We start from the raw sequence: 20737 nt of genomic DNA, 5'->3' as shown, positions 1-20737 counted from the left end.
TTCCTCACTCGTCGAGCGCAAGTTCCTTGGGAAGTTCGAAGTCTTTCGACGCGAGCTCTTCCACGTTGACGTCCTTGAAGGTCAGCACACGCACCGATTTCACGAATCGATCCGAGCGGTAGACGTCCCAGACCCAGACGTCCTTCATGGTCAGTTCGAAGTAGAAATCGTGTTCCGTGTCACGGCGCACCAGTTCGACCTCGTTCGCGAGGTAGAAGCGTCGTTCGGTTTCGACGACGTACTGGAACTGACCAACGACGTCTCGATATTCCCGGTACAGGGCCAACTCGACCTCGCGGTCGTAGTCCTCGAATTCATCTTCTTCCATGGTGATCTCATCTTACGCTGAGATTTTGAGCCACGATTTTCGGTGTAGAGGGCTCGGCCCGAGCAGGTCGATCGCGCTCATGTGTGCCGCGCTGCCGTAGCCCTTGTTCGACGCCCAGCCGTAGCCGGGAGCGCCATCGTGTGCGGCGATCATCAGACGGTCGCGGTGCACCTTAGCAATAACGGATGCCGCCGCCACCGACCCGCAATCCCGGTCGGCTTTGATGCGGGTCACGACGCTCAACGGGGTGGCCAGGGCCTTGTTCAGCCAGTCGTCGCTGCCATCGAGCAGCACGATGCTGCCGGCCACATCGACACCCTGCAGGTATAGATCGGACAGGGCACGCTTACCGGCCAGCCCGAGGCAGGCGATGATGCCGAGTTCATCGACCTCGGCGGCCGAGGCGAGCCCGACGGCCGAGTGCGTCGCCCACTGCGAGGCGAGGGGGGCGAGAAGTTCCCGGCGCGGTTCGCTGAGCATCTTGGAATCGCGTAGTCCCACCGGCATGGCCAGAACGGATGCGTTCACCGCGGCAAATCCTACGGCCACTGGCCCGGCGAGAGCGCCGCGGCCCACCTCGTCACAGCCGATCACGAAGCTGGCGCCGGTGCGCAGCAGGTCGAACTCCACCTCGAGGGTGGGGTCGGACACGGCCACTACTCGGAGCCTTTGTCGGCTTGTTCCACCTCGCGGAACACATCGGGGTAGTCATCCAGCCAGGCCCAGCGGGCCAGCGGCCAGCTCACGACGAGGGCACGACCGACCACGTTTTCGATGGGGACGTAGCCCTTGCCGGCGGTGTCACCGTTGTAGCGGGAGTCCTTGGAGTTGTAGCGGTTGTCGCCCATCATCCAGAGCGAGTCCGCCGGGATGGTGACGTCGAAGTCGTCCTTGGACACCGTGGTCTCGCCGGCCGGCAGCAGCACGTAGGCCGACTCGTCGAGAGGAACATCGTTGACGCTCATCTGGCCGAGGGCGTTACAGCACACGACGTGGTCGCCGGGCAGCCCGATGACGCGTTTGATGAGGTGATCATTGCTGTCGGGAGCTGAGAGTCCAACGACCGAGAGCAGCCAGTCGGCGCCGGCCACGATCGGGTTTTGCACCACGTCCGCCTGGGGCAGCAACCATCCGCCCGGATCCTTGAACACGATGACGTCGCCGCGAGTGATCGGAATCAGCTCCGGTTCGAGCTGGTTCACGATGATGCGGTCGTTGATCTGCAAGGTGTTCTCCATCGACCCGGAGGGGATATAGAACGACCGGATCAGGAAGGTCTTGATCAGGAAGGAGATGAGCAGTGCGACCACGAAAATGATCAGGAGGTCGCGGATGAACAGTAAGACGCTGCGCTTCTTGCTGGACGCCTTCTTACTGCGAGACTTCTTCGACCCTGTCACCCGATGATCGGACCTGGAGGCGAGCACTTCATCTGTCATTTAACCGCCTGAGCTCCCCATCAGTTTAGGTGATGGGGAGCTCAGTGAAGAATCCGGTTGGATCTTAGTAGGCGCGAAAGTTAGCGCTTTTCCTTGATCTTGGCCTTCTTGCCACGCAGGTCGCGCAGGTAGTACAGCTTCGCGCGACGAACATCGCCGCGGGTCACGATCTCGATGTGGTCGATGACCGGGGAGTGCACCGGGAAGGTACGCTCGACGCCGATCTGAAAGCTGACCTTGCGAACGCAGAACGTTTCGCGCACGCCTTCGCCGGAGCGGCCGATGACGACTCCCTGGAAGACCTGGATACGAGAGCGGGTTCCCTCAATGATGTTGACGTGAACCTTGACGGTGTCGCCGGCACGGAAGTCAGGAAGATCTGTCTTCAGCGATGGGGCGTCTACCGCGTCGAGAATATGCATGTTGTTTCGCTCTCTGTACCCGCCACAGGTCGACTACGCTAGGTGCTTCATTCGAAGCAATCAGTATAAGGATGTGCGCCGCACAAAGCAGGTTCCCCTGTGGCAGAGTCCTGCAGCGGCACAATCGCCTATTCTGCCATGAACTGACGCGCACTGCAAAGCGGGGCGGGCAGGTTAGGGCCGGTCGCGCTTTTCTTCGATGATGATGGTCTCGGGGGTGCCGGGTCGTCCGAAGGGCGCGCCGCGGCCGGGCAGTGGATGCTGCGGCCCGGCCGGCGCAGACCGGCCCTGCGCAGACTGCCCGCGCGCCTGCTGTTCCACCAGGTCGACCATGGCGCGCATGCGACGCCGGGCAGCGGCGAACAGCTCCCAGACGGCGAACCAGAACACGGCCAGCCCGCCGATGATGACGAGCACACTGAGCCAGCCGGCGGCATCCGTTGAAAAGGGAATTGCGATGATGAGCAGGTGCCAGAGTGCAAGCACGCCGACATCGGCGTAGGAGACCGCCCGGGTTTCGCGGACCTCTTTGCGCGCGTAGATGACGAGTGCCACCAGCAGTAGCCCGAGGCCGATCAGAACGGCTCCGAAGAAGATGCCCAGGACCGCCCAGGCACCGGAGCCAAATATGGCGGAACCGACGAGAAGCCAGAGCGGCAGGGCTCCGGCGGCAATAAATTGCCAGTGGTAGAAGGCACGGCGGATGATCACGACCCCAAGTTTATCGACGGGGACTGACACTAACCTTGGCGTTCGCTGGAGGCAGAAGGTTGTGCTCTAGATTGTGCGCGGCAATAGATCGGGGCGCACCCGTTCGGTGCGTTCGATCTGCTGCTGGCGCCGCCAGGTGCTGATGGCGCCGTGGTTGCCGCTGAGCAACACCGGCGGCACTTCGAGGCCGCGCCAGCTGGCCGGCTTGGTGTAACTCGGGTATTCGAGCAGGCCGTCTTCGTGGGATTCCTCGACGAGGCTCGCGGGATTGCCGACGACACCGGGAATGAGCCTGCCGATCGCTTCGATCATGGCCATGACGGCGACCTCTCCCCCGTTGAGCACGTAGTCGCCGAGGCTGACCAGGCGCACCCGGCCGCGCTGTGAGTAGTGGTCGACCACACGCTGGTCGATGCCCTCGTAGCGGCCGCAGCCGAAGACAAGGTGCTGCTCGAGGGACAGCTCGCGGGCCATCGCCTGGGTGAACTGGTCGCCCGCCGGTGAGGGAAAGATGAGGATGGGGCCGCCCTCGGCCTGTGCAGCGGGCGCAGCAGCGGGCGCATCGGAACCGAGAATGGCGTCCAGGGCCGCGCCCCACGGCTCCGCCTTCATGACCATTCCGGCACCGCCGCCGTAGGGGGTGTCATCGACCGAGTGGTGCCGGTCAATGGTGGAGTCGCGCAGATTGTGCACGCCCAGATCAATCAGTCCGCTCTGCCGGGCCTTGCCGAGCAGAGACAGATCGAGCACATCGAAGAATTCGGGAAAAATGGTGACAATATCGATGCGCATGGTCAAATTCTAGAAGAGTCCGGCGCTCTCTTTCGCCTCGAGGTATCGGTCGAGAACCAGATCAACCAACGGAGCGGGGGCGGATTCCCCCGGCAGGAGCAGCGGAGCGGTGACCAGGTCGGCGCCGACGCTCTGGGCGCGGGTCAGGTCGAAGAAGAATCCGGGAGCCACGAGATAGGTGCTGACGGTGACGTTGGCGCTCCGGAGCCGGGCCCCGGTGACGGCGCAGGCCAGTCGCGGCGTTGCGGCCGAGAGAAAGCCCACGGTGACGCGCACGCCGAGGCGCTGTTCCAGCAGGCCGCCGACCGTGCGGCAGTCGTGCACTGCGCGGGAATCGCTCGAGCCGGCGGCGGCGAGCACGATCTCCTGGCCGCGTACCCGCCTGTCGAACCCGTCGGCCAGAAGGCGCTGCACCAGCACGTCGATGAGTCGGTCGTCCGGGCCGAGCGCGCGCGACACCGTCGTCACGCGGTCGTGCGCACTGGTTTCACGTTGCAGGTCGACGTGGACGTGGTACCCGGCCGAGAGCAGCAGGGGCACTACGACAGCGGCGCAGTCCGGGCGTACCGCGCCAAGGCTCGCCGCGACATCCGGTTGCTGCACATCAACGAAACCCCCGGTCACAGCTAGATCGGGGCGGGCGAGGGAGACGGCCGAGACGAGAGCGGCGATGGCCGCCTGGCCGTCAGGCGAGTTGGTGCCGTGCGAGATGGCGACGAGCGCGGCGGGCAGCGGCGTGCTGATCGCAGCGCGGCGCCCGAAGGTGCTGCGCCGTTCAGTGTCGCGCCGTTCCCCAAGCAGGGTCATGCCGCAGCGAGTAGTTCAGTCTCGACCGCGACCTCGATATAGCCGCCGACAATGCGGGTCTCGTAGGTGTTCAGCACGAGGGTCGGGTTGGTGAAGCATTCGCCGGTACCGAGGTCGTAGACCTCTTTGTGCAGCGGTGAAGCGATGGTGGGGCGGTCTCCCTTGGACCCGACGATGCCGCGGGCCATGACGTTGGCCTCGGTGTGCGGGTCGCGGTGGTCGACGGCGTAGATCTCGGTGGGCGAGAGCAGAAATAAGGCGATCTGCTTCATGCGGATCAGTGCGGCTTCGCCCCAGCTGGGTTCCAGATCGGTCACGGCGCAGGCGCGCTCCCAGACCACTGTGGGGCGGGTCATGGTCGTTGTCATGTCGGTCATCGTCATGGTGCGCTCCCAGGGAGTTTCTATCGGGGGTTGTCGCGTTTGTGCGTTGGTACCACGGTAGGCGAGCCATATTTCGGCTAGTCGCCCCCTATGTTTCCCCCGAGTGAAACCCGCCTCACAGCGGGAACGCCGCACTGTGGGGCTTTCGACCAGTACGGGACACACGTGCGACACGAGGGTGAAACTGCCCCGAACTACGCTCATGATCGCCCCGCTTTGAAAGGATGCTGATGCCAGCTTCTCGTGAAACCGCCTCCGCGTATTCTGCCCCAGACCCTGCGGCTCCCGCTATGGATTCGACGCACGCCGTCACATCGACGACCCCAGCGGATGCCGCCAGCGCCGATCCAGACGCCCCGCGCCGCGTCATCGTTATCGGCGGCGGACCGGCCGCGCACCGCCTCACCGACGCGCTGCACTCCCGCGACACCGAGCACGCCCTCTCGATCACCGTGCTGGCCGAAGAAAACCACCGACCCTACGACCGGGTCGCGCTGAGCCAGCGCCTGGCCGGCCTGATCGACCTCACCCTCGAGCCCACGGCCCCGTGGAACAGCGAACGCATCGCGCTGCGCATCAACGAACGGGCCACAAGCATCGACCGGCTCGCCCGCACAGTCACGACGTCGACCGGCGCGGTGCTGCAGTACGACGACCTCGTGCTCGCCACCGGTTCCAGTGCCCCCGTACCGGAGCTGCCCGGCCACGAACATATTCGGGTGTACCGCACCCTCGACGACGTCGACGCCCTCGTCGACGAACTCGCCGCTCTGACCGCCTCACTCGGCCGCACCCCCAAGGTCGTCGTGGCCGGCGGCGGTCTGCTCGGCCTCGAAGCGGCCGGCGGACTGCACAAGCTCGGCGCCGAATCGGCCATCGTGCACTCCGGCGGCTGGCTCATGTCCGCCCAGCTCGACGAGGGCGGCGGACAGTCGCTCGGCCGGCTCATCGTTGCCCAGGGCATCGAACTGCACCTCGGCACCCGCGCCCGCACCATCCTCACCAACGACGACAACACCGCCGTGACCGGCCTGCAGCTCGGCGACGGCCGCGACATCGCCGCCGACATGGTCGTCTACGCGATCGGCATCTCGCCTCGCGACGAACTGGCCCGCGATGCCGGGCTCACCGTGGGCACCCGCGGCGGCGTCACGATCGGCAACGACTGCCGCACCAGCGACCCGGGCATCTGGGCGATCGGCGAGGTCGCCAGCTGGAACGATCGCTGCGTGGGCCTCGTCGCCCCGGCCAACGCCATGGCCGAGGTCGTCGCCGACCGTCTGCTCGGCGGCATCGCCGAGTTCACGACCGTCGACGATGCCACCAAGCTCAAGCTGTCCGGCGTCGACGTCGCGAGCTTCGGCGACGCCCTCGCGACGACGCCCGGCTCGCTGGAAATCGTCTACGCCGACCCGGCCCGTGGGCTGTACCAAAAGCTTGTCATGACCGACGACGCCAAAACCCTGCTCGGCGGCATCTTCGTCGGTGACGCCACGCCCTACTCGGCACTCCGCCCGATGGTGGGCCGACAGCTCAGCAGCGAGCCCGCCGCCTACCTCTCAGCCGCCGGCGCCGAGGCCCCGGCTGGCGACGAACTGCCCGACGACGCCCTGGTCTGCTCCTGCAACATGGTCTCGGCCGGCGCGGTGCGAAATGCCGTTCGCGGCGACGACCACACCGATGCCTGTACCGAGCTCGGCGCGCTCAAGGTCTGCACCCGGGCCGGCACCCAGTGCGGTTCGTGCGTGCCGCTGGTCAAGAAGATCCTTGAGGCCGAGCTGACTGCATCCGGTCAAACGGTCTCGCACGCCCTGTGCGAGCACTTCGAGCTGAGCCGCCAAGAGCTGTTCGAATCGGTGCGGGTGCTGGGGCTCACGTCGAGCGACGAGATCTTCTCCCGCTTCGGCACCGGTCGTGGCTGTGATGTCTGCAAGCCAGCCGTCGGCTCCATCCTGGCCAGCCAGAACACCTCCTACATTCTTGATGCCGGCCGCGGCACCCTGCAGGACACCAACGACCGCGCCATGGCCAACATGCAGAAGGACGGCACCTACTCGGTGGTCCCCCGCATTCCGGGTGGCGAGATCACCCCGACCAAACTGGCCGTGATCGCCCAGGTCGCGCTCGACTTCGACCTCTATACCAAGATCACGGGCGGACAGCGCATCGACCTGTTCGGCGCCCGGCTGGAACAGCTGCCCGACATCTGGCGCATTTTGGTGGACGCTGGCTTCGAGTCGGGGCAGGCCTACGGCAAAGCGCTGCGCAACGTGAAGTCCTGCGTCGGCTCCACCTGGTGCCGGTTCGGCGTGCAGGATGCCGTCGGCCTCGCGATTCGGCTCGAATTGCGCTATCGCGGCCTGCGCGCGCCGCACAAGTTCAAGTTCGGGGTGTCGGGCTGCGCCCGCGAGTGCGCCGAAGCCCGGGCCAAGGACGTCGGCATTATCGCGAGCGACAACGGCTGGAACATGTACGTCGGCGGCAACGGCGGTTTTCAGCCGGCGCACGGGCAGCTGCTCGCGACCGACCTCGATGAAGAAACCCTGATCAAGTACATCGACCGCTACATGATGTACTACATTCGCACGGCCGATCGGATGCAGCGCACCGCCCGCTGGATGGAGGACCTCGAGGGCGGCCTCGAGCACGTGCGCGACGTCGTCATCAACGACTTGCTTGGACTGGCCGAGGAGCTCGAGCAGGCCATGCTCGCCCACGTCGACAACTACGAAGACGAGTGGGCGGCGACGCTCGCCGACCCTGAACGACTGCGCCGGTTTCGTTCCTTCGTGAACGCTCCGGCCGAACCCGACCCGAGCATCGCGCTCGTTACGGAGCGTGACCAAATAAGGCCGGCGACTCCGGCCGAACGGGCCTCGTCGAGTACTGTTCTCCTAAGTGGAAGCCGCATTCCCGTTCGAAAAGAGTAGGCAAATGACAGCCCAGAGTTCCCGTACGGCTGGGTCAGTCAGCTCCAGTTCAGTAGCCGCCGACCCAGTGACCACCGGTCCCGTCACCCTGGTGGGTGGCGGCCCCGGTGCCGCTGAACTGCTGACCGTGGCCGCGGTGACCGCCCTCGCGCAAGCGGATGTCGTGTTGTTCGACCGCCTCGCGCCGAGCGACGACCTCGCCTCCCTCGCACCCCAGGCGACGCTCATCGACGTCGGCAAACGCGCCGGCAGCCACCCGGTCTCGCAGACCGGAATCGAAGAACTCATGGTCGAGCATGCCCTCGCCGGCAAACGCGTCGTGCGGCTCAAGGGCGGCGACCCCTATGTCTTCGGTCGCGGGAGTGAAGAAGTGCTCGCCTGCCACCGCAATGGCATCGCCGTCACCGTCATCTCCGGCGTCACGAGTGCGCTTGCGGTGCCGGCCGCGGCCGGAATCCCGCTGACCCACCGCGGCATCAGCCACGCCTTCACCGTGATCAGCGGCCACGCACCACTCACCGACAACGAACTCGAAGGACTCACCCTGCTCGGCAGCACCATCGTGGTACTCATGGGCGTCGGCACCCTGCCGACCCTCAGTCAGGGGCTGCTCCGGCACGGCATGTCGGCCGAGATGCCCGTGGCCATTATTGAACGCGGGTTCAGCGCCACCCAGCGCACCACCGTGAGCACACTGTCGGCGGTGCTGGCCGATGCCGCTGCCGCCGGCGTGCGCAGCCCCGCCGTGCTGGTCGTCGGCGAGGTCGTACGCCTCGCCTACAGCGGCGACGCCGCCGCCGAGGACCTCGTGGCCCGAGCGGCCGAGTTTGCGGGCACCGACTGATGACGGAAACGAACGATGTGCCCGCACCCGATCTGTACGCGCACCACGCGCGCCTGCCGGGTGCCGTCGAGCCGATCGAGGTCGCGGCACCGTTTCTGCAGGCGAACCAACTTGAGGGCTTTCGTATCGGCGTGACGAGTGATCGGCGCTCCAGCGACTTGATCGACGCCTTTGAGCGGCGCGGTGCGCGCGTTGTGCACGCGCCGACCCTGCGCATCGCGCACTCGCAGCAGGACGGCCCGCTGCTCGATGACACCCGCACCATGATCGCCGCGCGGCCCGATATTCTGCTCGCGACCACCGGTTACGGAGTGCGCCGCTGGTTCGAGGTGGCCGAGGCCGATGGTCTCGGCTCCGACCTGACCGACGCCCTGGCCGAGACGACCATCCTGGTGCGCGGGCCGAAAGCGCGTGGCGGCATTCGGGCGACCGGGCTGGGTGACTCCGGGATGAGCGATTCGGAGACGACGGCCTCGCTCGTTGACAAGGTTCTGGCCGAGTACTCGCCCGGGCTCACGATCGGAATCCAGGTGCACGGAGCCACCGACGAACAGCAGCTCGACCGGCTGCGCGCGGTGCACGAGCGCGTGCTCGTCGTCGCGCCGTACCGGTGGATCGCCGTCGACGACACCGACGAGCGGGTGTACAAACTGGTCGAGGCAATCTGTGCCCGCCAGCTGGACTGCGTCACGTTTACGAGTGCGCCGGCCGTGCACGCGCTGTTCACCGCGGCGGAAGGCATGGAGGTCTACCCCGAGCTACTCAAGGCGCTGCAGACCCAGGTCTGCGCGGCAGCGGTCGGCCCGGTGACCAGTGCCCCGCTGATCGCCGCGGGGATCGCACCCATTCAGCCGACCCGTTTTCGCATGGGCGCGCTGATTCGGCTGGTCTGCGAACACCTCGAGCAGAACATGATCGAGCGGGTCGAGACCCAGAACGGGCTCGTGCAGCTGCGCGGTTCGCTCGTGCAGGTCGGCGAGGAACGTGTGCAGCTGCCGCCGACGGCCGTCGCCATTCTGCGGGCGCTCGTGCGGGCACGCGGGGCGGTCGTCTCCCGTGAGGACCTCACGCTGGCCCTGGCCGGCGACTCCGACGACCATGCCATGGAGGTCTCGCTCAGCCGGCTGCGGCAGACGCTCGGCATTCCCGGGCTGGTCGCGACGGTGGTCAAGCGCGGCTACCGCCTCAACGTCTAGCCCAGGACGCACAGATGCCGGGCTGTTCCCGTGTGAAACACATCGGTACAGTCCGGCAGGGGTGCGGTCTGAGTCTTAGTCTGTCTTAAGAGCGGATGCCGCGGCATCCGTGTCAGAGTCAGTTTCAAGAGTAGGCTCAGCGTCAGTCGGGTCCTCGGGCAGCTCTTCGAGCAGCCCGGGCGGCGGCGTGATCGTGACTACGCCGTTTTTCACGTCGACGCTCGGCACGATGGCCTTCACGAAAGGGATCATGACGTCGCCGGTGGGCGTTTTCACGATCAACAAGTCTTGCGCGGGCATGTGCTCGAGGCGACCGATGGTGCCGATGCGCACACCGTCACGCATGACGGCGAGGCCGACCAGCTGGTGGTCGTACCAGGCGTCTTCTTCATCCGACTGCTCGGCGACGTCCGCGTCGATCCAGAGGATCGCCTTCGCGAGCGTTTCCGCCGCGCTGCGATCGACGACATCCTTGAAAAAACCGACCGCGTGCTGGTTATACCAGCGGAGCTCGACGAGTTCGATCGTCTTGCCGTGCCAGGCCGAGCCGGTCGGAACCTGCAGGGTGAACACGGCGCCCGGGACGAAACGTCGTCCCGGGTCATCCGTGAACAGTTCGAGCTTGATTGCTCCCTTGAGGCCGTGAGCCTTGGTCAGGCGCCCCACCCGTAACTGCTGGGTGCGGTCCTTCTCGCTGTCGTCCACAGTTGCGTCGTTCACTGAACTAGAAATCGGTGTCGACGACGTCGACGCGAACGCGTCGACCATCGGCCAGAGCTGCAACGAGGGTGCGCAGGGCCTTGGCGGTTCGACCCGCACGACCAATGACCCGGCCGAGATCCTCGGGGTTCACACGAACCTCGAGCACCTCGCCTCTTGCAGAATTCTTTTCTGCAACGTGCACATCGTCCGGGTGATCAACGATCCCCTTGACAAGGTGTTCGAGCGCGGGAGCAAGCAACAGTTACGCCTCTTCGGTTGCTTCTGCAGCGACCTCGGGGGCCTTGGCGACCGGCTTCTCAGCCTTGGGCTTGAGAACCGGCTTCTTCTTCTCGTCAGCGACGAAAGCAGCCTTCGGTTCCTTCACCTTGACGGTGCTCTTGGCGTTCTTGTCGCCCTTGAAGATGCCCCAGTCGCCCGTGAGCTTGAGGAGTGCAGCAACCTGCTCGGTCGGCTGAGCGCCCACGCTGAGCCAGTACTGCGCACGCTCGGACTTGACCTCGATGACAGAGGGCTCCTCCGTGGGGTGGTAGATGCCGATTTCTTCGATGACACGACCGTCGCGCTTGGTGCGCGCGTCGGCAACGACAATGCGGTAGTACGGTGCACGGATCTTGCCCATGCGCTTCAGACGGATTTTGACAGCCACAATTCTCCAGTGTTAATTCGTTGTTTGGCGAACCTTGGGCCGTGAGCGTGGGGGCACACTCGGCATAAGCTCTATAGGATCACGTTGCACCGAGATAGAGGGTCGGGCACAACGGATCGCGACTAATCATTGTGTCAGAGATTGCTGTCATTGTGATAATCGAACCTCAATGGCCGTCACCGGTCCACCCAAGGAGCTCCCGTGCCACTCGACTTCGCCCGATCCGCCCGCTCGACCGTGGGCATCGAGTGGGAGGTCGCCCTCGTCGACCGCGAGACCGGCGATCTGGCAAATATCGCCGACCAGGTGCTCGACGCCCTGCGCGGTCCCGACGGTTCGGCCCACCCCACGATCACCGGTGAGCTGCTGCTCAACACGGTCGAGCTGGTGTCCGGCGTGCACGACACCGTCGGCCACGCGGTAGCGGATGTCGCCGGCCAGCTCGGTGAGGTACGTCGCGTTCTGGAAGGTCGCGAGGTGGACGTGATCTGTAGCGGCTCGCATCCGTTTGCGCAGTGGTTTGACCAGACCATCACCGACAAGGCTCGCTATCACAAGCTCATCGACCGCACGCAGTGGTGGGGGCGCAACATGATGATCTGGGGCATTCACGTGCACGTCGGCATCGAGGACAAGGCCAAAGTGATTCCGATCATGCACGGCCTGCTCACCTACGTGCCGCACCTGCAGGCGCTCAGCGCATCGAGCCCGTTCTGGGCCGGCGTCGACACCGGCTACGCGAGCAATCGCTCGCTCATGTTCCAGCAGCTTCCAACCGCCGGCCTGCCGTGGGACCTGCCCGACTGGGACGCCTGGGAGCGTTACGTCGACGACATGGCGGTGACCGGCATCATCGAGGACGTCACCGAGGTGCGCTGGGATATTCGCCCGTCACCGCGCTGGGGCACGATCGAGGTGCGCGTCTGCGATGGAGTCTCCACCGCCGTGGAACTCGCCGCGATCGCCGCGTTCATCCAGTGCCTGGTCGAGTGGATGTCCACCCGCCTCGACCAAGGCGAAGACGTACCGCGCATGCAGCCGTGGTTCGTGCGTGAGAACAAGTGGCGGGCGGCCCGCTATGGGCTGGGCGCCGAGATCATCCTCGATGCAATGGGCGCCGAATGCCTGGTAACGGATGACGTGCGTCGCCTCATCGAGACGCTCTCCCCCACCGCGGAGCGCCTCGGCTGCCTGCCGGAGCTGCTCGGCCTCCACCGCATCGTCGACGACGGCGGCAGCTACCAGCGGCAGCTCGCCGTGGCTGCCACCCACGGCGGCAGCCTGCCCGCGGTCGTTGCGGCGCTCAGCCACGAGCTGGCCGAGGGGCTGGGCCGCTAGAATGGTGCACCATCAACGGGCCGATTCGACCCCTGCGGATCGCGTCCCGGAGAAGACCTGCGCGTCGTGTGGCCGCCGGATCGAGTGGCGCGTGAAGTGGGCGCGCGACTGGGATTCGGTGAAATACTGTTCGGACTCATGCCGTAACCGCGGGGTCACCGCGACCGATCTGCGGTTGGAAGAATCGATTACGACCCTGCTCACTGCCCGGGCACAGGCCGCCACGATCTGTCCGTCCGACGCGGCGAAGGCTGTCGGCAATGAGGAATGGCGCGATCTCATGGAACCGGCCAGGCGAGCCGCCCGCCGCATGGTCTCCCGCGGTGAACTGCAGATCACCCAAGGCGGCGCCGTGGTCGACCCGTCGACAGCGAAAGGCCCGATTCGGCTACGGCGGGTGCGCTAGCGATCACGACGGATAACATTTGGGTAGGGAAGCACGACGAGACGTTTTCGAATGGCGAACGATCCAAACCTGGTCGTACCGCATGCCGCCATCGAAACCTGGCTTCGCACATCGAGGGTCGCGTGGACGTTCGTTCGCGCCTCGTTCTTCCACCAGAACCTCTCCACCACCCACCTGACCGACATCCGTGATCGCGACGAGATCATGGTTCCGGCCGGGCGGGGCGCGACCGCATTCGTCGATCTGGAAGACATCGGCGCGATCGCCGCGGCCGCCCTGCTCGCCCCATCGTCCCACGCCGACACCGACACCGCCGACACGGTGACGGGGAGTGAAGCCCTCACCTACCAGCAGGTTGCCCAGATCTTGACGGACGAACTCGGCCGCCCCATTCGCTATGCACGGACCGGCATCATGCGATACCTCCAACACGCACGCCGCACCCTCGGCATGCCGTGGGGAATGGTTTTATTCACTGCCGCGATCTACACCACCGCCCGCCTCGGCATGGCGGGCGAGCTGACCGACACGGTGCGCGGGGTCCTTGGCCGGGAGCCCATTCGCTTCGCCGAATTCGCCCACCGCGAGCGCGCGGTCTGGAATCCCGCACAGACGACAGCCGCCCTGCCCACCACCTGACAATCCCGACTCTGGCCCTCGTTTCGTCGCGGAATGTCCTGGAACCGCACGCGGAGTTTGCTGATTCACCCGCTGCGGCTGGGAAAATTTCCTGCGCTTGAAGGTTCCGCCAGCTCACCGTTGAGTGCGCGGTGGTCCTGGAGACTCAGGCACCGTGTGCCTCAATCGACACCGGCTGCCATTCGTTCCACGTGGCCAGTCGTGACTCGTAGTCCTTCGTCGCGATGCCCAGGGGCGCCTTGCCGAAGAAGATGCGCAGTGGCGGCTTCTGTGCATCGACGACCTTGAGAATCGCGCCCCTGGTAGCCTCCGGGTCACCGGGATCGTTTGCAGAGGGACGACGCGCCGCCGCCTGTCGCACATCGGCGTACTCCGCCATCTCGTCGCTACGCGAGGCGGAGGGACCCGACCAATCGGTCGAGAAGCTACCGGGTTCCACCAGTGTCACGTTAATGCCGAAGCCCGCGACCTCCTGGGAGAGCGACTGTGAAAAGCCCTCGAGTGCCCACTTCGACGCATGGTAGATACCGACGGTGGGAAAGGCGCTGATACCGCCGATACTCGAGACCTGGATGATGTGACCCGAACCCTGCTTTCGCATGACGGGCACCGCCGCCTGTGTGATCCAGAGCGCGCCGAACAGGTTCGTCTCGATTTGAGCGCGGGCCTCGTCTTCGGTCAACTCCTCAACCATGCCGAAGTGACCGAACCCAGCGTTATTGACGACGATATCGAGCTGACCGAAGTGCTCGGCCGCCTCTTGCACGGCCGCGAAATCCGCGTCCCGGTCCGTGACGTCGAGCCGCATCGGCAAAAAAGTATTCGGGTACTTCTCAACGAGAGCATCGAGAGTTTCCAATTTTCGTGCGGTGCCTGCAACGCTGTCGCCACGTTCTAACGCAGCTTCCGTCCACTGGCGGCCAAACCCCTTGGACGCGCCAGTAATAAACCAAGTCTTGCTCATGGGTATATTCCTTTCAATTGGCTGACCTACACGGATAACGTTCGACGAGGGCAAAGACTTCCCGCCGGCACGGGGCGTCCGCTGTCGCTCACGCGCTCCGACCGCTTTACTGGTGGCGAACCTACAACGCCCGACGTTGGTCCAGCTTCTGGGCCGAGTCGAATCAGGCGTTCTTGCTGTCGCGCCAGGCCAGCCAGTCGGTCGCCGGGCCGAGATCGTAGTCGGGGCCGGTGATGCCGACCGTGAACAGGCGGGTGCCGAGGTCATAGAGCGTGTTGGCGTCTTCCACCGTGCGCCCCCGCAGTTCCGTGGAGATCTCGATTTCGCTGATATCGCGGCCGACCTCGTCGCACCAGGCGCCGAGCACGCCGAGCTTGTGCTCGAGCACTTCGGGGTTCGAGAACGAGTGCCAGATGTCGGCGTGCTGGGCGACGATGCGGAGGGTTTTCTTCTCGCCGCCACCGCCGATGAGCACCGGGATATCGCGGGTGGGCAATGGGTTGAGCTTGGCCCAGCGAGCCTCGATGCGGTTCAGGCTGTCGTCGAGCGCGTTCAGGCGGGTGCCTGGGGTGCCGAACTCGTAGCCGTACTCCTGGTAGTCGCGTTCGAACCAGCCGGCGCCGGTACCGAAGATGAAGCGTCCGCCGCTGATGTGGTCGATCGTGCGGGCCATGTCCGCCTGCAGGTCGGCGTTGCGATAGCTGTTGCAGTTGACCAGGGCACCGAATTCGAGGGTCGTGGTCTGCTCGGCCCAGGCGGCAAGGATGGTCCATGATTCGAAGTGCAGGCCGTCGGGTTCGCCGGTGAGCGGAAAGAAGTGGTCCCAGTTGAAGGCGATGTCGGCGCCGAGCGCCTCCACTTCAGTGAGCGTGTCACGAATTTTGGAGTACTGGGCGTGCTGCGGGGCGATCTGTACGCCCAAGCGCATGCTGCGGTTCGTCTGGTTCGTCGTCGAAGTCATGGTTCAAGCCTAGGACCGGGCCCAGTGCTGGTCGCGACGCCCGGCGCCGAATTCAGCGCGGGTTCCCAGCCTTTCGCGGGCCCACCCTATGGCCACGGGCCCAGTTTATAAGCTGGGCCCGTGGACCGGGCCTGGGCCCCGTCCACGAGCGGATGCTACCGGCCGAGCATTTTCTGAAGCGCGGCCATTTCCTCTTCGGTCGGCCCGCCTGCTTTACCCTTGCCGGGCTGGGCGCCGGAGCCGAGGCCGAAGCCGGAACCGACGGCATCCGCTTTGACGGATTCTCCGGTCGGCTTGACGCCCGAGGCGATCGCGGCGTTCTCGGCGGCCCGTTTGGCCGGGTTGCCCGACTTGGAGCCCTTCTTCTTGGCCACCTGCTTGGGTTTGCCGCCGTAGCCGGCACCGGGGATCGGGCCCATTCCGGGAATGTTGGGCATGCCGCCCTTGGCGACGGTTTTCATCATCTTGGCGGCCTGCTCGAAGCGCTGCACGAGCTGGTTGACCTCGGTGACGCTCGAGCCCGATCCGCGAGCGATGCGCAGGCGGCGGGAGCCGTTGAGCAGCTTCGGCGTGGTGCGTTCGAGCTTGGTCATCGACTGGATGATGGCCTCGGTGCGCACGATCTCGCGCTCGTCGAAGTTTTCGAGCTGCGCCTTCATGGCGCCGGCGCCGGGGAGCATGCTCATCATCTTCTTGATCGAACCCATGTTGCGCAGCTGCTGCATCTGGCCGAGGAAGTCGTCGAGGGTGAAGGTGTCAGTCGCGAATTTCTCGGCGACCTTGCGGGCCTCGTCCTCGTCGAACGCGCCCTGCGCCTGCTCGATCAGGGTGAGGATATCACCGAGGTCGAGGATACGACCGGCCATGCGGTCGGGGTGGAACGGCTCGAAGTCGTCGAGTCCCTCACCGGTCGAGGCGAACATGATCGGGCGGCCGGTGAGCGACGCGACCGAGAGGGCCGCGCCACCGCGGGCGTCACCGTCGAGCTTGGTCAGCACGACACCGGTGAAGTCGACACCGTCCTGGAAGGCCTTCGCCGTGGCGACGGCGTCCTGGCCGATCATGGCGTCGATGACGAAGAGCACCTCGTCGGGATCGATCGCCTTGCGGATATTTGCGGCCTGCTTCATGAGCTCGGCGTCGACGCCGAGGCGTCCCGCGGTGTCCACGATGACCACGTCGTGCACCTTCTGCAGGGCGTACTTCACGCCGTCGCGGGCCACCTTGACCGGGTCACCGACGCCGTTGCCGGGCTCGGGCGCGTACACGGCGACGCCGGCCTGCTTCGCGACGACTTCCAGCTGCGTGACGGCGTTGGGGCGTTGCAGGTCGGCGGCGACGAGCAGCGGGGTGTGGCCGTCTTTGGCGAGCCACTTGGCGAGCTTGCCGGCGAGGGTGGTCTTACCGGCACCCTGCAGGCCCGCGAGCATGATGATGGTCGGCGGCTTCTTGGCGAATTCGAGCCGACGCTGCTGGCCACCGAGAATCGTGATGAGCTCGTCGTTGACGATCTGCACAACCTGCTGGGCCGGGTTCAGGGCCTTGCTGACCTCGTCGCCGAGGGCGCGCTCGCGCACCTTGCCGGTGAAGTCCTTGACGACCTCGAGGGCCACGTCGGCGTCGAGCAGGGCGCGACGGATCTCGCGGACTGTGCCATCGACATCCGCTGCGCTGAGCTTGCCCTTGGTACGGAGGTTTTTGAACGTCTCGGCAAGACGATCTGAGAGGTTTCCAAAAGTTGCCATGATGGTGTCAGTTTATCGGCCGAATTGCACTCGGTGCGATCAGGCGCTCGACCGCGCGGATGACGTTGGTGCGGCGGCCCGCCATGGCTGCCGGGTCGGGAATGCCGCCGGGGGCCGGGGAAGCGCCAGGCTCGTGCACCCAGGCCGAGGCGATACCGAAGATGAGCGTCATGAGCTCAACCGGGTCCCACGCAGCGTCGACCCGTCCCGCCTCCTGCGCCAAGCGGATGCGGCGCACCTGCTCGTCGCGATAGCCGAGCATGACTTCGAGGGCCACCGCGCCCCACCCCCGAAAGTGGCTGCTGCTCGCCATCGTGGCGCTCGCCCAGCTCACCGTGGTGCTCGATGGCACGATCGTGAATATCGCGCTCCCCCAAGCGCAGGAAGCGCTCGGCACGAGCGACGGCGACCGCACCTGGGTCGTCACCCTGTACTCGCTCGTGTTCGGCGCCCTTCTGCTGCTCGGCGGGCGCATCGCCGACTTCTGGGGGCGCAAGCGCTCCTTCATCGTGGGCATGGCCGGGTTCGCCATCGCCTCCGCCCTCGGCGGTGCCGCCCAGAGCACCTGGGAGCTACTCGCCGCCCGCGGTCTGCAGGGACTGTTTGCCGCGCTGCTCGCACCGGCGTCGCTCGCCCTGCTCACGGTGAACTTTCCCGGCGGCAAGGACCGCATCAAGGCATTCGCCGTCTATGGCGCAATCGCCGGCGGCGGCGCGGCCGTCGGCCTCATTCTCGGCGGCGTGCTGACCGAGTATGCGAGCTGGCGCTGGTGCCTCTACGTGAACGTACCGATCGCCATCGTGGCCATCGCGGCCGCGATCCCGGTCATTGGCGAGAGCAAAGCGCACGGCAACACGCGGTACGACGTGCCGGGGGCTGTTCTCGTGGCACTCGGCCTGGGATCCCTGGTTTTCGGCTTCGCACAGGCTGAGAACGGGTGGGGCACGTGGCCCGTGCTCGTCTGCCTCCCGTTGGGACTGGTGCTGCTGGGACTGTTCGTGCTGGTGGAAAGTCGGAGCAATCATCCGCTGCTGCCGCTTCGCATTATGGCGAACAAGGTGCGCGGCGGCGCCTTTCTCACCGCGCTGCTCTCGGGCGCGGCGCTGCTCGGCGGGCTGCTCTTTCTCACGCTCTACTTTCAGATCGTGCTGGGCTACACCCCGATCCAGTCGGGCATTGCTTCGCTGCCGATGACCGTGACGATCATGATCGGTGCCGGCGTGCTGTCGAAGTTTCTGGCCAGCACCGGAGTACGCATTCCGATGACCGTCGGACCGGTCGTCGGCGCGGCCGGGTTGCTCTGGCTGACCGGCATCACGGTCGGCGGCAACTATGCGCTCGAGGTGCTGCCCGGGCTTATTCTGCTCGGTACCGGCCTCGCGATGATCTTCGTGCCACTGCAGAACGTGGCACTGTCGGGAATCGCCGACCACGACGCCGGGGCTGCGAGCGCGGCCGTGACGGCCATGCAGCAGATCGGCGGATCGCTCGGAACGGCCCTGTTCACCGCGCTGTACACCGCAGCCGTCAGCTCGTATCTGGTCGATAAGGAACCGTCACAGGCCGTGCAACTCGGCGCCCTCGTGAGCGGATACCAGTCCGCCTTCCTGTGGGCGGCCATCATCATCTTCGCGGCGGCGCCGATTGCGTTCTTCCTGGTGCGCCCGCGCAAGGAGGACCTGCTCGGCGCGGGGTCTGCGGTGCACCTGGGGTAGCCGTCCGGGGCTCCGGGGCTCCGGGCCCACCTTCCAGCCACGGGCCCAGTTTATAAGCTGGGCCCAGGGACCGGGCCCGGGCCCCGTCCCTGAAGGACCCGGCCATAAAGCACCCGGCCATAAAGCACCCGGCTATAAAGCACCTCGTGCAGGGTCAGCTGTCGAGGGCTACCAGAACCGTGTCGCCGTGCACGTCGATCGTCACGACCAGCAGGCCGTCGGTGTCGTCGGGGCTGATGGCGTACTCGAGCACCGCGAAGTGCGCCTCGCTGCCGTTGTGGTGCGGATGAAAGCCGATGCGCTGCAGGCGCAGTGAGCGCAGAAAGTCGATCTGCTGGTCGCCGGAATCCCAGATGATGGCGTTCTCAATCGCCTCCTGGTCCATCTCGTCGAGCTGCTCGGCGATGTATTGGCTGGTCACCGACACCTCAGCCGACAGGTCGGCTACCAGGGACTCGCGCACCTGCGAGTCGAGGTCCTCCATGGCGCCGATCATGGCTGCGGCAATATCAAGAGCCTCGGCGGTCACCGATTCTTCATCGGGCGAATTGAGATCGATTTCGACGCTCTGGTCACCGAGTTCGGCCGACTCCGACCAGTAGACCTCGCCCTCGTCTTCGTCGCCGAGAATTCCGAAGAAATCGTGTTCGATGCTCATATCGCTCCCTTAATATTGTCCATCAGCCGACGAGTTTCTGCGCGAAGACGTGCGGGGTGAACCCGGTGAGGTCGTTGATGCCCTCACCCTGCCCGACGAGTTTGATCGGGATGCCCGTTTTCTCCTGCACTGCCAGCACGAAGCCGCCGCGGGCTGAGCCGTCAAGCTTGGTCAGCACGAGCCCGGTCACTCCGGCATGTTCGATGAACGCTTCGGCCTGGGCGAGTCCGTTCTGACCGGTCGTGGCGTCGAGCACGAGCAGCACCTCGGCGATCGAGCCCTGCTTCTCGACGACGCGGCGAATCTTGGTGAGCTCGTCCATCAGGCCGCCCTTGGTCTGCAACCGCCCGGCGGTGTCGATGAGCACGATTTCGATGCCCTCATTCTTCGCCTTCTCGACGGTCTGAAAGGCGACGGATGCCGGATCCTGCCCGGTCATCTGCGGCTTGACGATTTGCGCACCGGCGCGTTCGGCCCAGGTCGACAGCTGCTCGACCGCGCCGGCGCGGAACGTGTCGGCGGCCCCGATCACGACGCTGCGACCGTAGGTGCCCAGAAACTTGGCGAACTTGCCGATCGTGGTGGTTTTGCCCACGCCGTTCACCCCGACGACCAGCACGATGGCGGGGCGCTCGGAGAGCGTCAGGGTGGAGTCGAGAACCGAGAGCCGCTCTTCGATGCCTTCGCGAAGCATCCGCTGGAGATCTGTCGGGTCTGTCGTGTGGTACTTGGCGACCTTGGCGCGCAAGTCTGCGATGACAGCTTCGGTGACATTCGGGCCGAAGTCGGCCTGCAGCAGGGCATCCTCGAGGTCTTCCCAGGTGTCGGCGTCGATGGTCTTCTTCGCGAACATTCCGCGCAGTGCGCCGGAGAGGGACCAGGGGGTGCGTTCAGCCATGTCCCTAGCCTACGGGGACGGCGACGGCTTGCGCGCGGCGATCGGCTGCCCGGCTAGCGCGCGAAACGTTCCGCGCAACCTGTGTGACGCCGCGTGACAGTGTGTGACAGCACGTGACCGGCTCCCTGCCCCGTATTCGTGCGGCGCAGTAGCGTTGACGTCGTTGCTTCGGATCCCAAAATACCGAGGCGG

24 protein-coding genes and 1 pseudogene are annotated in these 20737 nt (G+C 65.6%); 8 read left to right on the top strand and 17 right to left on the bottom strand.

The features are described from left to right. Positions 1-4 precede the first annotated feature (4 nt). The 8 genes from E3T35_RS08455 to nirD all read right to left on the bottom strand — a co-directional run bounded on the left by E3T35_RS08455 (position 5) and on the right by nirD (position 4882). Positions 5-328, bottom strand: a complete 324-nt coding sequence (locus E3T35_RS08455; protein ID WP_022886464.1) for a DUF2469 family protein — start codon at positions 326-328, stop codon at positions 5-7. A 12-nt stretch (positions 329-340) separates the two neighbouring features. After that, on the bottom strand, positions 341-985 hold the full coding sequence (locus tag E3T35_RS08450) for a ribonuclease HII (RefSeq protein WP_134344327.1): 645 nt from the start codon (positions 983-985) through the stop codon (positions 341-343). Continuing rightward, a complete protein-coding gene (gene lepB / locus E3T35_RS08445; RefSeq protein ID WP_134344329.1) occupies positions 985-1767 on the bottom strand; it encodes a signal peptidase I in 783 nt (260 codons plus the stop codon). Before lepB ends, E3T35_RS08450 begins: the two co-directional genes overlap by 1 nt. Before the next feature lie 80 nt (positions 1768-1847). Beyond that, entirely contained in the window at positions 1848-2189 is a 342-nt protein-coding gene (gene rplS / locus E3T35_RS08440; RefSeq protein WP_092341190.1) for a 50S ribosomal protein L19, read from the bottom strand. A gap of 174 nt (positions 2190-2363) precedes the next feature. Next, complete coding sequence (locus tag E3T35_RS08435) at positions 2364-2900, bottom strand: hypothetical protein (protein WP_134378485.1); 537 nt, start codon at positions 2898-2900, stop codon at positions 2364-2366. A 66-nt stretch (positions 2901-2966) separates the two neighbouring features. After that, positions 2967-3692, bottom strand: coding sequence for a tRNA (guanosine(37)-N1)-methyltransferase TrmD (gene trmD, locus E3T35_RS08430; protein ID WP_092341192.1), 726 nt, complete (start codon positions 3690-3692; stop codon positions 2967-2969). Between the two features lie 9 nt (positions 3693-3701). Then, on the bottom strand, positions 3702-4499 hold the full coding sequence (locus E3T35_RS08425) for a sirohydrochlorin chelatase (protein ID WP_134344333.1): 798 nt from the start codon (positions 4497-4499) through the stop codon (positions 3702-3704). Beyond that, positions 4496-4882 carry a nitrite reductase small subunit NirD gene (nirD, locus tag E3T35_RS08420; RefSeq protein ID WP_092341194.1) on the bottom strand — a complete coding sequence of 129 codons (387 nt, stop codon included), beginning with the start codon at positions 4880-4882 and terminating at the stop codon, positions 4496-4498. The genes E3T35_RS08425 and nirD overlap by 4 nt, the downstream gene beginning before the upstream one ends. 290 nt (positions 4883-5172) lie before the next feature. Here nirD and nirB point away from each other — a divergent pair, with 290 nt between their 5' ends. From nirB to E3T35_RS08405, 3 genes are read left to right on the top strand one after another with little or no spacing between them, the layout of a single operon-like run. Beyond that, the gene (nirB, locus tag E3T35_RS08415; protein ID WP_134378483.1) at positions 5173-7812 is read left to right on the top strand and encodes a nitrite reductase large subunit NirB; all 2640 of its coding nucleotides are present in this window, start codon (positions 5173-5175) and stop codon (positions 7810-7812) included. A gap of 4 nt (positions 7813-7816) precedes the next feature. Then, on the top strand, positions 7817-8656 hold the full coding sequence (gene cobA / locus E3T35_RS08410) for a uroporphyrinogen-III C-methyltransferase (protein WP_134378481.1): 840 nt from the start codon (positions 7817-7819) through the stop codon (positions 8654-8656). Continuing rightward, positions 8656-9852: a uroporphyrinogen-III synthase gene (locus tag E3T35_RS08405; protein WP_134378479.1), complete on the top strand. Its 1197-nt coding sequence runs from the start codon at positions 8656-8658 to the stop codon at positions 9850-9852. Before cobA ends, E3T35_RS08405 begins: the two co-directional genes overlap by 1 nt. A gap of 75 nt (positions 9853-9927) precedes the next feature. Here E3T35_RS08405 and rimM read toward each other — a convergent pair whose 3' ends face one another. The 3 genes from rimM to rpsP are packed head-to-tail and all read right to left on the bottom strand — an operon-like array spanning position 9928 to position 11221. Next, positions 9928-10572, bottom strand: coding sequence for a ribosome maturation factor RimM (gene rimM / locus E3T35_RS08400; RefSeq protein ID WP_241988776.1), 645 nt, complete (start codon positions 10570-10572; stop codon positions 9928-9930). Positions 10573-10576: 4 nt separating this feature from the next. After that, the gene (locus E3T35_RS08395) at positions 10577-10813 is read right to left on the bottom strand and encodes an RNA-binding protein (protein ID WP_092108900.1); all 237 of its coding nucleotides are present in this window, start codon (positions 10811-10813) and stop codon (positions 10577-10579) included. Between the two features lie 3 nt (positions 10814-10816). Further along, complete coding sequence (rpsP, locus tag E3T35_RS08390; protein WP_092341199.1) at positions 10817-11221, bottom strand: 30S ribosomal protein S16; 405 nt, start codon at positions 11219-11221, stop codon at positions 10817-10819. Between the two features lie 201 nt (positions 11222-11422). Here rpsP and E3T35_RS08385 point away from each other — a divergent pair, with 201 nt between their 5' ends. From E3T35_RS08385 to E3T35_RS08375, 4 genes and pseudogenes are all read left to right on the top strand, one after another. Further along, positions 11423-12559, top strand: a complete 1137-nt coding sequence (locus E3T35_RS08385) for a glutamate--cysteine ligase (RefSeq protein WP_134344343.1) — start codon at positions 11423-11425, stop codon at positions 12557-12559. Position 12560: 1 nt separating this feature from the next. Beyond that, a pseudogene (locus tag E3T35_RS19750) lies at positions 12561-12695 on the top strand (DUF2256 domain-containing protein); the annotation flags it as partial. Positions 12696-12734: 39 nt separating this feature from the next. Beyond that, positions 12735-12965 carry a DUF3253 domain-containing protein gene (locus E3T35_RS19745; protein WP_241987650.1) on the top strand — a complete coding sequence of 77 codons (231 nt, stop codon included), beginning with the start codon at positions 12735-12737 and terminating at the stop codon, positions 12963-12965. Positions 12966-13016: 51 nt separating this feature from the next. Further along, complete coding sequence (locus E3T35_RS08375; protein ID WP_134378475.1) at positions 13017-13604, top strand: NmrA family NAD(P)-binding protein; 588 nt, start codon at positions 13017-13019, stop codon at positions 13602-13604. Between the two features lie 145 nt (positions 13605-13749). Here E3T35_RS08375 and E3T35_RS08370 read toward each other — a convergent pair whose 3' ends face one another. The 4 genes from E3T35_RS08370 to E3T35_RS08355 form a co-directional block, all read right to left on the bottom strand. Next, complete coding sequence (locus tag E3T35_RS08370; protein ID WP_134378473.1) at positions 13750-14568, bottom strand: SDR family oxidoreductase; 819 nt, start codon at positions 14566-14568, stop codon at positions 13750-13752. A 163-nt stretch (positions 14569-14731) separates the two neighbouring features. Next, entirely contained in the window at positions 14732-15529 is a 798-nt protein-coding gene (locus tag E3T35_RS08365; protein ID WP_134344349.1) for an LLM class F420-dependent oxidoreductase, read from the bottom strand. 155 nt (positions 15530-15684) lie between these two features. Next, the gene (ffh, locus tag E3T35_RS08360; protein ID WP_134344351.1) at positions 15685-17274 is read right to left on the bottom strand and encodes a signal recognition particle protein; all 1590 of its coding nucleotides are present in this window, start codon (positions 17272-17274) and stop codon (positions 15685-15687) included. 7 nt (positions 17275-17281) lie between these two features. Beyond that, the gene (locus E3T35_RS08355; protein ID WP_134344353.1) at positions 17282-17551 is read right to left on the bottom strand and encodes a hypothetical protein; all 270 of its coding nucleotides are present in this window, start codon (positions 17549-17551) and stop codon (positions 17282-17284) included. On the opposite strand from E3T35_RS08355, the gene E3T35_RS08350 reads away from it, so the two are divergent. Further along, positions 17535-18989: an MFS transporter gene (locus E3T35_RS08350; RefSeq protein ID WP_134378471.1), complete on the top strand. Its 1455-nt coding sequence runs from the start codon at positions 17535-17537 to the stop codon at positions 18987-18989. The genes E3T35_RS08355 and E3T35_RS08350 overlap by 17 nt on opposite strands. 154 nt (positions 18990-19143) lie before the next feature. Here E3T35_RS08350 and E3T35_RS08345 read toward each other — a convergent pair whose 3' ends face one another. Together E3T35_RS08345 and ftsY are read right to left on the bottom strand one after the other, a co-directional pair. Next, on the bottom strand, positions 19144-19647 hold the full coding sequence (locus tag E3T35_RS08345) for a DUF2004 domain-containing protein (RefSeq protein ID WP_134344357.1): 504 nt from the start codon (positions 19645-19647) through the stop codon (positions 19144-19146). A gap of 22 nt (positions 19648-19669) precedes the next feature. After that, entirely contained in the window at positions 19670-20545 is an 876-nt protein-coding gene (gene ftsY / locus E3T35_RS08340) for a signal recognition particle-docking protein FtsY (protein ID WP_092341210.1), read from the bottom strand. Positions 20546-20737: the final 192 nt, after the last annotated feature.

This window comes from Cryobacterium sp. TMT1-2-2 (genome assembly GCF_004403505.1).
GTDB lineage: Bacteria > Actinomycetota > Actinomycetes > Actinomycetales > Microbacteriaceae > Cryobacterium > Cryobacterium flavum.
Note: the sequence above shows the minus strand (reverse complement) of the source record. Positions and strands in the feature narration are given on the sequence as shown.